This window comes from Pseudomonas sp. dw_612 (assembly GCF_018449725.1).
Classification (GTDB): Bacteria; Pseudomonadota; Gammaproteobacteria; order Pseudomonadales; family Pseudomonadaceae; genus Aquipseudomonas.
In genome coordinates this window covers 14,414-27,354 of record NZ_JAAVVC010000038.1, presented here as the reverse complement: position 1 = coordinate 27,354, position 12,941 = coordinate 14,414, and the positions used below count along the sequence as shown (strand labels likewise).

Sequence of the window (12,941 nt, the reverse complement as noted above, 5' to 3'; positions counted from 1 at the left end):
GGCTTGCTCGCGAAGGCGGTCTATCAGACGCGGAAGGCTTGAACGGCGGTATGCAGTCGCCCACCCAACACCAACAAATTCTCCCCTTGCTCGCGCCCCTCACCAATCCTCAGCAAGTTATCCCCACCCAACTGGTGAATCCGCTCGCTGTGATCGCGGATCTCACTCACCGCGCCACTCTGTTGCGCCGTCACATCGGCAATGCGCACTGCCGTGTCGGCAATGGTCTGGATCGCATCGACGATTTTATCCAGCGCGCCATCCGCGTCTTGTGCCTGATTCGCAGTGGCTTCGGCGTGTTCGACCTGAGCGCGCATCCCTTCCACCGATTGCCGCGCGGCGGTTTGCAGGCCGGCGATCAAGGTCTGGATCTCGGCTGTTGCCCCGGCGGTGCGTTGTGCCAGCGAGCGCACTTCTTCGGCGACCACCGCAAAACCGCGACCCATCTCTCCGGCGCGCGCCGCTTCAATCGCCGCGTTCAATGCCAGCAAGTTGGTCTGGTCGGCAATCGAGCGGATCACCGTCAGCACGCCGCCGATGGTCGCGGACTCCTCGGCCAGGTGTTCGATCATCTGTGCATTGCCTTGCACTTCGCCCACCAGCGCATGCAGTCCGGTGAGGCTCAGGCCGATGACTTTCTGCCCATGTTCCACCGCCAGCCCGGCATGGCGACTGGCGTCGGCGGCCTGACGGGCATCGCCGGCCACTTGTTGAATGGTGGCTTCCAGTTCGCCGAGGGAATCGCGGATCAGCGCCGTGTCGCCGGCCTGATGCTGAGCGCCGCTGTGCAAGTCGTTGCTCAATTCGGCCAGGGTTCGGCTACTGCCGGCGACCTGTTCGGCGTTGAGGCGAATCGTCCCCACCAGATCCACCAGATAGGCGCGCAAGCGATTGAGCGAGGCCTGGATGTCATGCAGTTCGCGGTTGGTCTTGCCCAGTTGAATGTCCTGGCTGAAGTCGCCCTCGGCCCAGGTCGATAGCGCCGGCGCCAGGTTGGTCAGGGTTCGGGCCAAACGGCGTTGCAAGGTGTCGATCAGCAGCGCGATCAGCAGAATCAGGCCGATCATCAGCCCTTGGATCAAGCGCACTTCGCCCTGGATCTGCCCGTGCTGGGCGCGCACTACCGGTTCCAGCCCTGCGATGGCTTGTTGTACGGCGGTGATTTTCGTGTGCGTCGCGGCGCTGAGTTCGGCACGTTTTTGAATCTGATCGCGGGTGCGCGCCAGTTCCGCCGGGTAGCGGGTGAGCAGGCTGTTGAGTTCGCGCTTGAGGCCGACGCCGGCATCTTCGGCCACGGTTTTTTCGGTGTTCTCCAGGCCCATCATCGCGTTGAAATCGTCGGTGCTCGACTCTGCGCTGGCCGTCACGCCGAGCAACGGCAAGGTATCCAGTTGCGTCGCTTGGGCGCGAATGCTGGTGACTTCACGCTCGACATCAGCCGCCAGTTCGCTGCGACCACTGCTGACCAGTTTGTCCCGGGCCAGGGACAACTTGCCCAAATGCTGGGAGGCGGCGAGCAACGGCGTCAGATATGTTGCGTTGGTGCTGGCGTATTGGCTGAGCTGATCGAGACTGGCGCCCAATTCCCGTTCGGCCTGCAGCAACAGCGCTTGTGGGTCGCCGGCAAGTTTGCCGGCGGCCAGCAGGTCGGTCTTACTGAATTCTTCCAGGCTCGACAGGCTCGGGCGCAGCGTTTCGGCCAGTGTCGGTGGCAGTTCGGTGAGTTCTTTTTGCAAACTGTCGATGGCCTGGCTGGCGCTGCTCAACCGCAAGGCGTCGCCGCTGGACAGGTAATCCTCGACGTTGCGCGCCACTTCGTTTTGAAATTGCTGGGACAAGCCCAAGTAGCGCTCCATCAACAGATAGGGGCGCTCCAGGGCTTTTTGCGACCACCACAGTGTGGCGCCGAGGGCGACGCACACGGCGACAAGCAGGAGGGTATTGAGATTGGTCAGCAGCTTCAGGCGCATGGCGGGTCTACCAACGGCAGAATGGTAAGCGCCTGAATTTATTGCGTTTGTGTTACAGGGTTATGACCGACTCGGTGGTTTCCGATGAAAAAGTGGCACTTTGCTTTGACGCCCGCGCAGCCTGCACGCGGTTGCGCCCGGCGTCCTTGGCGCGGTACAGCGCCTCGTCCGCCTGACTGGCCATCATCAGGCTGTCGGAATCTTCGCGCAGCTCGACCACCCCGGCGCTAAAGGTGCACCAAAGGTCCTGCGGCTGGGCCGGGTAGTGAATTTCGGCAAAGCGCTGACGGATTTCGTCCAACACCTTGTGGGCCGATTCGACATCGGTGTCCGGCATGACGATGGCAAATTCTTCGCCGCCGTAACGGCCAATGAAGTCGGTTTTGCGCAGCCGCTGCTTGAGGAACAGCGCCAGGCTCTTGATCACCCGGTCGCCCATCGGGTGGCCGTGGCTGTCGTTGACCCGTTTGAAGTGGTCGATGTCGAGCATCGCAAAGCTCAGCGGCTTGTTCTCGCGGCGGGCGCGGAACGAGCAGTCTTCGAGCAATTGCAGAATGTGGGTGTGGTTGTACAGACCGGTGAGGCTGTCGCGGACCATCCGCGCCTTCAAATTGCGCGCCCGGGCCGCGCGGTTGCGCACGGTGGTGATCAGGTGCCGCGGCTTGATCGGTTTGGTCAGGAAGTCGTCGCCGCCCTCGCTCATGGCATCGAGCTGCTTGTCCAGGTCGTCTTCGGCGGACAGGTAAATGATTGGCACGCTGACGTAACGATCGTTGTGGCGGATCACCTTGGCCAGTTCGGTCCCGGTGCAGGCCGGCATGTACATGTCGAGGATGATCAGGTCAGGCTGGAAGTCCGCGAGTTCGGCCATGGCCTGGATCGGTTCGATCAAGGTCCGCGTAACGATCCCGGCGCTGTTGAGCAGGCGCTCGGTGTGCAAGGCCTGGGCGCGGGAGTCGTCGATGATCAGCACTTTATACGGTTCGTACTGGGCGACGCAGGTCAGGACTTCGATTTTCTCCAGCAGGCTCGAGGCTTCGAGGGTGCCGGTGAGAAATTCCTGGCCACCGGCGCGCACGGCGGCGAGGCGGGTCGGGGTATCGGTTTCATGCAGGCTGAAGAACAACAGCGGCAAGGGTTCGTCGAGGCCGACCTGGGCTTCGGCGGCCAGTTTCAGGCCGATGCCGGGGCCGCTGAAGTCCACGTCCATGACAATCGCCGCCGGCAGCCGCTCGACCATCGATGAGCGAAACGCCGACACGCTGTCCAGGGACTGGGCGCTAAGTCCGAAGAATTCCAGTTGTTTGGCCAGCCGCTCGGCGCGATCGTGATCTTGCAGCATCACGTAGATCGGCTTGCGCAGGGGCGGCAGGAAAGTCTGGTCCAGTTGATCGCCGTGACGCAGGCCGGTGCGGGACAGGCGTTGCATCAAACGGTTGAGGTCAGTGATCAGGCCGCTGCTCAGGCGTCCGCGATTGGCGTCCACGGCTTCCAGCGACTGGCCGATGTGGCGCGCCAGTTGCGAGTGTTCCGGTTGTTCGAAGCGCTCGGCAAAGCGCAGCAGGCGCAGGTTGGCCTCGCTCAGCTCGGATAAATCGGTGGTGGACCACTCGCTGCGTTGCAGGCGCTGCCATATCTCAAGAATCTGACGTGCCTGATGAATTACCCGCTGGGCAAAGTGGTGCTTGAGGCGCTCACGGCTGGGGTCTTCTGGCTCGGTCATATCCTGACTACTAGTTAGGGTGCATGCTGAGATCGACTGGTGGCTCTATGCTAGCACCTCTTTTCCGTCACATGAGTGTCGTACGTCAATAATCTGCAAAGCGACCTCATTCAGTTCCTGACTAATCGGTCGCGCAGGATTCATGTAGCCGCTGGCGAAGCCTGCGTTCGGCGGCGAAGCCTTCGTGAAATCAGACCGCGTGGTGTTTCAGGAAGACCTCGCGCTCAGGTTTACGACGGCTTCGCCGCCGAACGCAGCCTCGCAGCCTCGGCAGCTGCTACAAGGCTGTGCTTCATTTATAGTGGCGCCTCGATCGACGCGATTGTGTGGCTCGCTGTTTCCCGCAGGATTCAGGTGCGGTAAAAAGCGGCACGATGGCGTAGGGTTGTGGTCGAACCGATGAACTCAAGTGATTGAAAGGATATCGCCATGCTGGACTGGAAGAACCGCGCGGGCAGCGCACCTGAACGTGCCGCTGAACCGAAATCGGCCACCCGCAGCTACGTCAGCGGCCTGTTGTTCAGCCGGGCGCTGGCCACTCTGATTGCCATTTACCTGTTGGTGACCATTGGCCTGGGCTGGTACTGGAGCGAAGAGCCTGCGCTGTTTCCGGTCCAGCAAAATGCCCAGGTGGCTGCCGAGCAACAAGGCAAGCAAATGGTCGTCGGCTACACCACGGTTGAAACCCTCAAGACCGTTGCCGGCACCTTGCTGACCAAACCGGGCGGCTACATTTCCAACGACCGCTTCCCGCCGGGCCTGTGGATGGACAACATGCCGAGCTGGGAATATGGCGTGCTGGTCCAGGTCCGCGACCTGACCCGCGCCCTGCGTAAAGACTTTGCGCGCTCGCAATCGCAATCGGCGGAAGACTCGGATTTGGCCAAGGCTGAGCCGCGTTTCAATTTCGATAACAAGAGCTGGGTGTTGCCATCCAGTGAGTCGGAATACCAGGAAGGCATCAATTCCCTGAGCCGCTACCAGGCGCGCCTGTCCGATCCTTCGCAGAAAAACGCGCTGTTCTATGCCCGCGCCGACAACCTGAACAACTGGCTGGGTGACGTCGGGACTCGACTGGGTTCGCTGTCGCAACGCCTGTCGGCCAGTGTTGGCCGGGTCAAGCTCAACACGTCGCTGAAAACCGAAGTCGTGGTGCCGGGTCAGGTGCCACAGGTTGACGAAGAAATCGTTGAAACCCCGTGGATGCAGATCGACAACGTGTTCTACGAAGCACGCGGTCAGGCCTGGGCTTTGTCCCACTTGCTGCGCGCCATCGAAGTCGACTTCGCCGATGTGCTGGCGAAGAAAAACGCCACGGTCAGCGTGCGTCAGATCATCCGTGAGCTGGAGGCTTCGCAAGAGCCGGTCTGGAGTCCGATGATCCTCAACGGCAGCGGTTTCGGGGTGCTGGCCAACCACTCGCTGGTCATGGCCAACTATATTTCCCGGGCTAACGCGGCGGTGATCGATTTGCGTCAACTGCTCAACCAGGGCTGAGTCATGGTCGATAACGCCAAAGAGGCCGCCCATCGTGCGGCCTCGGATGCCGAACAAATAGCCTGGGTCGACGAGCAGGACAACCTGCTCGGCGCCCTGGTCCGCAGTGACCTGCGCGAACGCGGGCTGATCGGGCGCGGTACCTACATCATGCTGTTCAACTCGGCCGGTGAACTCTGCGTGCATCGCCGCACCCTCAGCAAAGCCATTTATCCCGGTTATTGGGACGTGGCGGCGGGCGGCATGGTGATGGCGAACGAGAGCTACGCCGAGTCCGCCGCCCGGGAACTGGAAGAAGAATTGGGCGTGAGCGGTGTGGAATTGACCGCTCATGATCACTTTTTCTTCGAAGACACCGGCAATCGGCTGTGGTGTTCGGCGTTTTCGGCGGTGTGGGACGGTCCATTGATTCTGCAGCCGGAAGAAGTGCTTGAAGCGCGCTTTATGCCGATCGATCAGGTGATGCTGGAAATCCAGCAAAAGCCTTATTGCCCGGACTCTTTGGCGGCGTTGAAGCGTTATCTGAAGGCTCAGCAAACCGGCGTCGCAAAAGAGGCATAAATTGGCGCCGATTGGCTCTTAGCAAGTCGGCTTTTTGCCGTTACACTGCGCGACCTTTTCAAACTGAACCGGTATTGCTCTTTGTAGGAGCGAAGCTTGCTCGCGAAGACGGCGGCACATCCAAAAATGATGTGCCTGACACACCGCTTTCGCGAGCAAGCTTCGCTCCTACAGGTCTGTACCGTTTTAGTAGCGCTGCCCCTGCCTGAGTGGGGCTTCGCGGTCGATGGCACTTGCCCAAGTGCCGCGACCAGTCTTTGTCCTCCCAAGAGGATTGCCGGTGGCCAAAAAAGCCGCATCCTTCGCCGCCCTTGGTGGCCTGGTATTTTCCACCGACGCAGGTCGTCATTGCCCGGATTGCAGCAAACCGGTGGACGCCTGTATCTGCAAACAAACCGTGATCCCGGCCGGCGACGGCATCGCTCGCGTGCGTCGCGAGAGCAAGGGCCGTGGCGGCAAGACGGTGACCACCATCACCGGCGTGCCGTTGGCCCTCGATGCGCTCACGGCCCTGGCCACCACGTTGAAGAAACGTTGCGGCACCGGCGGGGCGTTGAAAGACGGCATCATTGAAATCCAGGGCGATCATGTCGAGCTACTCTTGGCTGAGCTGATCAAACTGGGTTTCAAGGCGAAGAAGTCCGGCGGCTAGCAGCCTCTGTGAAAACCACCCTCGGCTTGACCCGGTCCTGACAGCAGGCCTGGCGTCGCCCACATGGTTTTCACAGAGCCTGTTCTGACTGGTTTCTAAACTCACTGCGGTCAGCGAGGTCTATCCCCTCGTTGACGAACCGTCATTTTCATACTTTAGACTGCGCCGGCCTGAACCCAGGCGACGCTCTATGACTTCTTTATAGGGGACTTCAATGTCCGTAAGACGCACACGCAAAGACGATGGCAGCCAATGGACAGTTGCGGACAGCCGCAGTGTTTACGGGATTCGCCATTGGGGGGCCGGATATTTCGCGATCAATGACGCCGGTCGCGTCGAAGTTCGTCCGAACGGTCCGACCAGTTCGCCTATCGACCTGTTCGAGCAAGTCGACCAGCTGCGCAAAAGCGGTTTGTCCTTGCCATTGCTGGTGCGTTTCCCGGATATCCTGCAAGACCGCGTGCGTCAGCTGACCGGCGCCTTCGATGCCAACATCGAACGCCTGGAATATCAGAGCAAGTACACCGCGCTGTACCCGATCAAGGTCAACCAGCAAGAAGCGGTGATCGAGAACATCATCGCCACCCAGGACGTGTCCATCGGCCTCGAAGCCGGCTCCAAGCCTGAGCTGCTGGCGGTGCTGGCACTGGCGCCGAAGGGCGGCACCATCGTCTGCAACGGTTACAAGGACCGCGAGTTCATCCGCCTGGCGCTGATGGGCCAGAAACTCGGCCACAACGTGTTCATCGTGATCGAGAAAGAATCCGAAGTTGAGCTGGTGATTGAAGAAGCCGCCGCGCTGAAGGTCAAGCCACAAGTCGGCCTGCGCGTGCGTCTGTCGTCCCTGGCCTCGTCCAAGTGGGCGGACACCGGTGGCGAGAAATCCAAGTTCGGTCTGTCGGCGGCGCAACTGCTGTCGGTGGTTGAGCGTTTCCGCGCCGCTGGCCTGGATCAAGGCATTCGCCTGCTGCACTTCCACATGGGCTCGCAGATCGCCAACCTGGCGGACTACCAGCACGGCTTCAAGGAAGCGATCCGCTACTACGGCGAACTGCGCAACCTCGGTTTGCCGGTGGACCACATCGACGTCGGCGGCGGCCTCGGCGTGGACTACGACGGTACGCACTCGCGTAACGCCAGTTCGATCAACTACGACATGGACGATTACGCCGGTGTCGTGGTCGGGATGCTCAAGGAATTCTGCGACGCGCAGAGCCTGCCGCACCCGAATATCTTCTCCGAGAGCGGCCGTTCCCTGACCGCCCACCACGCCATGCTCGTGGTGCAGGTGACCGACGTCGAGAAACACAACGACGACGTGCCGGTCATCGACAACAAGGAGGCGCTGCCGGAAACCGTGCAGTGGCTGGTTGACCTGCTGGGCCCGACCGACATCGAGATGGTCACCGAGACCTACTGGCGCGCCACGCACTATATGAGCGACATTGCGACCCAGTACGCCGATGGCAAGCTGACCCTGGCGGAAAAAGCCCTGGCCGAGCAATGCTACTTCGCCGTGTGCCGTCGCCTGCACAACTCGCTGAAGGCGCGTCAGCGTTCGCACCGTCAGGTGCTCGACGAACTCAACGACAAACTCGCCGACAAGTACATCTGCAACTTCTCGGTGTTCCAGAGCCTGCCGGACACCTGGGCCATCGGCCAGGTCCTGCCGATCCTGCCGTTGCACCGTCTCGACGAAGAGCCGATGCGCCGCGCGGTGCTGCAAGACCTGACCTGCGACTCCGACGGCAAGATCAAGCAATACGTCGACGAGCAGAGCATCGAGACCAGCCTGCCGGTTCACGGCTTGAACGATGGCGAAGACTACCTGCTGGGGATCTTCCTGGTCGGTGCCTATCAGGAAATTCTCGGCGACATGCACAACCTGTTCGGTGACACCGACTCGGTGAACATCTACCAGAACGCCGACGGCAGCGTGTACCACGCCGGTATCGAAACCCACGACACCATCGAAGACATGCTGCGCTACGTGCACTTGTCGCCGGAGGAGTTGATGACTCACTACCGCGACAAATGCGCCAGTGCACGCATCACCGCCGCCGAGCGGACCCAGTTTCTCGACGCGCTGCGCCTGGGCCTGACCCGTTCGTCTTACCTGTCTTCTTGAGGTAAGGCACCGTTCCCATCAGGTTGTCTGAAAATGTTCCGCACACTGCGGAAATTTCAGACAACCTGGTGCGACACCTCTCTCTTTTCAAGCGAAATGACTCACATCAACGGCTATTAAAGCGAAGTGGTCTTCTTTTCGCGTAGGTCATTTCCTAAGTTGTACTTCGGCACTCTACTCGGCCATGTCTCTCGGCGAGAATCCCCGGCCGCCCCTCCTGTAGAGAATCGCCGATGTTCGATCCAGTCAACGAGCCGTCCTTTCGGCTGGATGTAGCGGGCCTGCCCGACGCCTTTGAGGTCCTGGCCTTTACCGGCAGTGAAGCCATCAGCGAACCGTTTGTGTTCGAGGTGGATCTGCTGATTGATGACCCGACCCTGGACCTTGCCAGCCTGCTTTACCGTGCGGCGTTTTTGCAGTTCGAAGACGCCGGAAACGGCATCCACGGGCAATTGCATGAACTCGTTCAGCGCGAGCATGGAGTCTTGTCCCGACTATGCCGTGTGCGTCTGCGGCCGAAACTGGCGTGCCTGGCCCAGCGTTTCAGCCAGCGTATTTTCAGCGCGCGCTCGGTGCCGCAGATTCTTGACCAGGTGCTCAAGGAGCACGGGATTGCCGGCAAGGATTGGCGTCTGGAATTGAGTGGCGATTACCCGCCTCGGGATTTCTGCACGCAATACCGCGAATCGGATTTGCAGTTTTTCCAGCGTCTGTGCGCCGAAGAGCGCCTTCACTACCATTTCGAGCATTCCAGTCGCGGGCATTGCCTGATCGTCAGTGACGGCCATGAAGCGTCGCGCCACGCTGAAACCTTGGTGTTTCATGACGAAACCCTGTGTCGGTTCGAGGTGCAAGTCGGCTTGAAGACAGTGCCGGTGGCCGAGGTCCGAACGGACCTGACGACGTTGCGCAGTGGGCAGTTGCTACCGCTGGCCGGGCATCCGGTCAGCGAGTGGAATGACCTGTGGCGATTGATCAAGGTCGAGCATCAGGGCGGCCAGGATCCGCGGCTTTCCTATTCCAACAGAATCCGCGCCGTTCCCTGGGAGGCGCCTTGGGTGGCGACCCAAGGGCCGGCGAAACCGCGAATGCTCAGCCTGCAAAGGGCCTGGGTGGTTGATGTCGAAGAGGCGCAACCCGATCCGTCGCGACCGGTTGCGGTGCAGTTCGATTGGCTCTATCAGGGCGAAGGGGCAAAGCCCGGCCACTGTTGGTTGCCGCTGGCCCCGGAGCTGAAAGGCGCGACCATCTCACAATGGGCGCCAGGTGCCGAGGTGGTGGTGAGTTTCATCGGGGGTGACCCGGATCAACCGCTGATCACCGGACTGCTTCAGCGACCGCCCGCCATCAAGGCCATTGAAGTGCCGCCCCCAGAGTCGCACGAACGCGACGGCTTGCTGGCCTTGCTGCAATCGAGTGAACCCTTGGTGCTGTTGTGTCTGCTGCCCGGAGGGGGAAGTTTCAGTCATTGTCGGGAGCCGGTCTGCACCTGCCGGGCGGCAACGCTGTTTGGCCAGAGCGGTGCGGCATGATTGGCGTGCAGACGCCTGACCCGACCTCGCAATGGCTGTTGCTGGATGTGCCCGGCGCGCCCCAGGCGGCGGCAACGTTGCTGCAGCAATTCAGCGATGTTCACTGGTTCTGGTTGTTCGAAGGGACGGAGTTGCACGGGTTGCGAGAGCAGGGGCCCGTCCTGGTGGAATTGCGGGATTACCCGACGCTGATCGAGTTTTGCTACAGCGAGCCACATGCCTGGCAAGGTCTGCTGCTGGTCAGCGAGGCGTCGGCAGAATCGTTGCTGGCGCACTTGCGGCGCATGCTCACGGTGACGCTCGGCCTGCATCACCGGGCCTTGCTGAGTTATTACAACCCGCACTGCGCCAGTTACTTCTTCGATGCCTGTGATGCCGAGGAACTGAGTCGCTGGCTCGGCCCGATCAGTCAGTTGCGCTGGTTTGGCGGCACGTGGGCCGACCGGGCGATTGGCAGTCAGGGTTGGCAGCAGTTGCTCAATCCCGGGCTGACGGTCAGCCCGTTGGCGGATGAAGAAAACCTCAGCCTTCGGCAGCGGGAAAAACTGCAAACCTGTTTGCTTGAGCAACACACCTGGCACTGGAGTCGATCCACCGGTACGGATTACAACCGCCTGTGGTCCCACGTGCAGGAAGGCCTGACGCTGGGTTTCAGCGAGCGCCCGGTGCTGGATGGCTGGTTGTGGCTTCGCTTGCAGCATCCCGGCGCTGTACCCGTGCAGCCGTTGCCGGGGCTGACCCAGCAGGAACGCCTCGATAACCTGCGCAACCGGTGGGAGGACGATCAACCTTGATCACCGATGCGTGCCGGCAAACCAGCCATCGTTCTTGCGTAAATACCAGGCCATCGCGCCGAGGGTCAGGCTGCGCAGGATCATGAACAGCAGGAAGGTTATCCACAGCCCGTGATTGCCAAGGCCTTGCAGTGCCCAGGCGAAGGGCAGCAACAGCAGCACCGTCAGCAACATGCCATTGCGCATTTCCCGGGCGCGGGTGGCGCCGATGAACAGGCCGTCGAGCAGGTAACTCCAGACCGCTATCAGCGGCAGGGCGGCGAGGTAGGGCAGGTAGATGAACGCGGTGTCGCGCACGCTCTGGATGTTGGTTTGCATCTCGATAAACAAGCGCCCGGCAAACAGAAACAACACGGCAAAACCGAGGCTGGCGATCAATGACCAACCGGCGGCCACCACCAATGAACGGCGCAGGGAATCGCGATCCCGCGCGCCGATGGCGTGGCCGCACAGCGCTTCCACGGCGTGCGCCAGGCCATCGAGGGCGTGGGCAGTCAGCAGCAAACCGTTGAGCAGCAGCGCATTGGCGGCGACGGTTGCATCGCCCAGTCGTGCGCCTTGCACCGTGATCAGGAAAAACACCGATTGCAGCGCCAGGCTGCGAATGAAGATGTCGCGGTTGACCGCCAGCAACGGGCGCCAGCTCTGCCATAACGCGAGAGCGGCCCAGGCGATGTGCCCGGGATAGGCGCGCAGGGCTTTGCGGGTCATGAACAGGCCGATCAGGGCGCCGGTCCATTCGGCGATTACCGATGCCCGGGCCGCGCCGACCACGCCCCAGTCCAATCCGAGGACGAACCACAGGTTCAGCGCGATGTTCACCAGGTTGGTGCTCAGCAAAATCGCCAGCGGCGCCCGGGCGTTCTGGGTGCCGAGGAACCAGCCCACCAGCGCATAACTGGCCAGCGCCGCCGGTAGGCCGAAGAGTCGGGTGTGGAAAAACTCCCGGGTCAGTTGATCCAGCTCCGCCGAGGGTTGCATGAAGTGCAAGGCCGCGCCGCTCAACGGAATCCCCGCCGCGCCGAGCGCGATGGCCAGGCCCATCGCCAATAACAGGCCCTGCAACAAAATCTGCCGCAACGCCGCGCCGTCGCCGCGCCCGGCAGCCTGTGCGGCAAAACCGGTCGTACCCATGCGCAGAAAACCCATGCCCCAGGCCAGGAAGGTGTACAGGCTGGCGCCCACCGCAACGGCGCCCAACTGATGGGCGTGGGGCAAGTGACCGATGACGGTACTGTCGACCAGCGCCACCAGCGGTACGGAAATGTTCGAGAGGATCATGGGCGCGGCGAGGGCCCAGACCTTGCGGTGGGTCGGGCGGTCGCGCCAGTCGGTGATCAGGTTGGACATGCGGGCTCCTTGGGGAGCGGGCATTGTAGCGGTGATTGTCGATCAGAGAACCCTGTGGGAGCGGGCTTGCTCGCGAAGGCGGCATGTCACTCACATCAATGTTGACTGTGCTGCCGCTTTCGCGAGCAAGCCCGCTCCCACAATGGGATTGGTGGTGCTAGTGAATAATCCAGCTCAGCAACCAAAGCCCCAGCAACAACCAGATAATCCCCATGATGATCGACGCATTCATGAACGCCCGGATCGCCGACCACAACAGCATCAGCCCGAGGATCAGCGCGATGATGCTGATGATCGACGTGTCCATGCCTAGCGCCCGGGACAGCCCTTCGACGAAGTTGCCGCCGGCATGGCTGAGGAGGTTGAACAGGCCGCTGAGGCCGTCGACGATAAAGCGGATGACCGAACCGAGTGCCTGGCCGAGCCATTCGAAAAAACTTTCTACCTGCATGTGGGCGTCCTGATGAAAGTGGTGGCAAGGTTGCCGCGCCTGACTTGGGCCATGGATCGTGGCGCCGAGTTCCCTGTAGGAGCTGCCGAAGGCTGCGATCTTTTGATTATGGCGCAAAGCCCCGGGTTTGTTGATGAACCCTGTAGAAGCGAAGCTTGCTCGCGAAGACGGCGTGTCAGTCGACAACACTGTTGAATGTTAAGCCGCCTTCGCGAGCAAGCTTCGCTCCTACAGAAAAGCGCTGCCGCTTGCCTTCATTGTCCATCCCCCCGAAGCTATACGC

The 12,941-nt window shown here is 61.2% G+C and carries 10 protein-coding genes; 6 read left to right on the top strand and 4 right to left on the bottom strand.

Features of this window, described 5'->3' with window-relative positions:
* Positions 1 to 23: 23 nt before the first annotated feature.
* Together HB680_RS31725 and gcbA are read right to left on the bottom strand one after the other, a co-directional pair.
* Positions 24 to 1,970 carry a methyl-accepting chemotaxis protein gene (locus tag HB680_RS31725; protein ID WP_213942210.1) on the bottom strand — a complete coding sequence of 649 codons (1,947 nt, stop codon included), beginning with the start codon at positions 1,968 to 1,970 and terminating at the stop codon, positions 24 to 26.
* A gap of 52 nt (positions 1,971 to 2,022) precedes the next feature.
* On the bottom strand, positions 2,023 to 3,693 hold the full coding sequence (gcbA, locus tag HB680_RS31720; protein WP_213942209.1) for a diguanylate cyclase GcbA: 1,671 nt from the start codon (positions 3,691 to 3,693) through the stop codon (positions 2,023 to 2,025).
* Positions 3,694 to 4,122: 429 nt separating this feature from the next.
* On the opposite strand from gcbA, the gene HB680_RS31715 reads away from it, so the two are divergent.
* The 6 genes from HB680_RS31715 (at position 4,123) to HB680_RS31690 (ending at position 10,857) form a co-directional block, all read left to right on the top strand.
* The gene (locus HB680_RS31715; protein ID WP_213942208.1) at positions 4,123 to 5,190 is read left to right on the top strand and encodes a DUF2333 family protein; all 1,068 of its coding nucleotides are present in this window, start codon (positions 4,123 to 4,125) and stop codon (positions 5,188 to 5,190) included.
* Positions 5,191 to 5,193: 3 nt separating this feature from the next.
* Complete coding sequence (locus HB680_RS31710; RefSeq protein WP_213942207.1) at positions 5,194 to 5,751, top strand: NUDIX hydrolase; 558 nt, start codon at positions 5,194 to 5,196, stop codon at positions 5,749 to 5,751.
* Between the two features lie 280 nt (positions 5,752 to 6,031).
* Positions 6,032 to 6,403: a translation initiation factor Sui1 gene (locus HB680_RS31705; RefSeq protein ID WP_123599678.1), complete on the top strand. Its 372-nt coding sequence runs from the start codon at positions 6,032 to 6,034 to the stop codon at positions 6,401 to 6,403.
* 214 nt (positions 6,404 to 6,617) lie between these two features.
* Complete coding sequence (speA, locus tag HB680_RS31700; protein ID WP_213942206.1) at positions 6,618 to 8,531, top strand: arginine decarboxylase; 1,914 nt, start codon at positions 6,618 to 6,620, stop codon at positions 8,529 to 8,531.
* A 233-nt stretch (positions 8,532 to 8,764) separates the two neighbouring features.
* Positions 8,765 to 10,063, top strand: a complete 1,299-nt coding sequence (locus HB680_RS31695; RefSeq protein WP_213942205.1) for a contractile injection system protein, VgrG/Pvc8 family — start codon at positions 8,765 to 8,767, stop codon at positions 10,061 to 10,063.
* A complete protein-coding gene (locus HB680_RS31690) occupies positions 10,060 to 10,857 on the top strand; it encodes a DUF4123 domain-containing protein (protein ID WP_213942204.1) in 798 nt (265 codons plus the stop codon). Before HB680_RS31695 ends, HB680_RS31690 begins: the two co-directional genes overlap by 4 nt.
* Here the strand turns inward: HB680_RS31690 and HB680_RS31685 are convergent, their stop codons facing one another.
* Together HB680_RS31685 and HB680_RS31680 are read right to left on the bottom strand one after the other, a co-directional pair.
* Positions 10,858 to 12,207 (bottom strand): MATE family efflux transporter, encoded by a 1,350-nt coding sequence (locus HB680_RS31685; protein WP_213942203.1) that lies wholly within the window; start codon positions 12,205 to 12,207, stop codon positions 10,858 to 10,860.
* A 157-nt stretch (positions 12,208 to 12,364) separates the two neighbouring features.
* A complete protein-coding gene (locus HB680_RS31680; protein ID WP_054044011.1) occupies positions 12,365 to 12,658 on the bottom strand; it encodes a hypothetical protein in 294 nt (97 codons plus the stop codon).
* Positions 12,659 to 12,941: the final 283 nt, after the last annotated feature.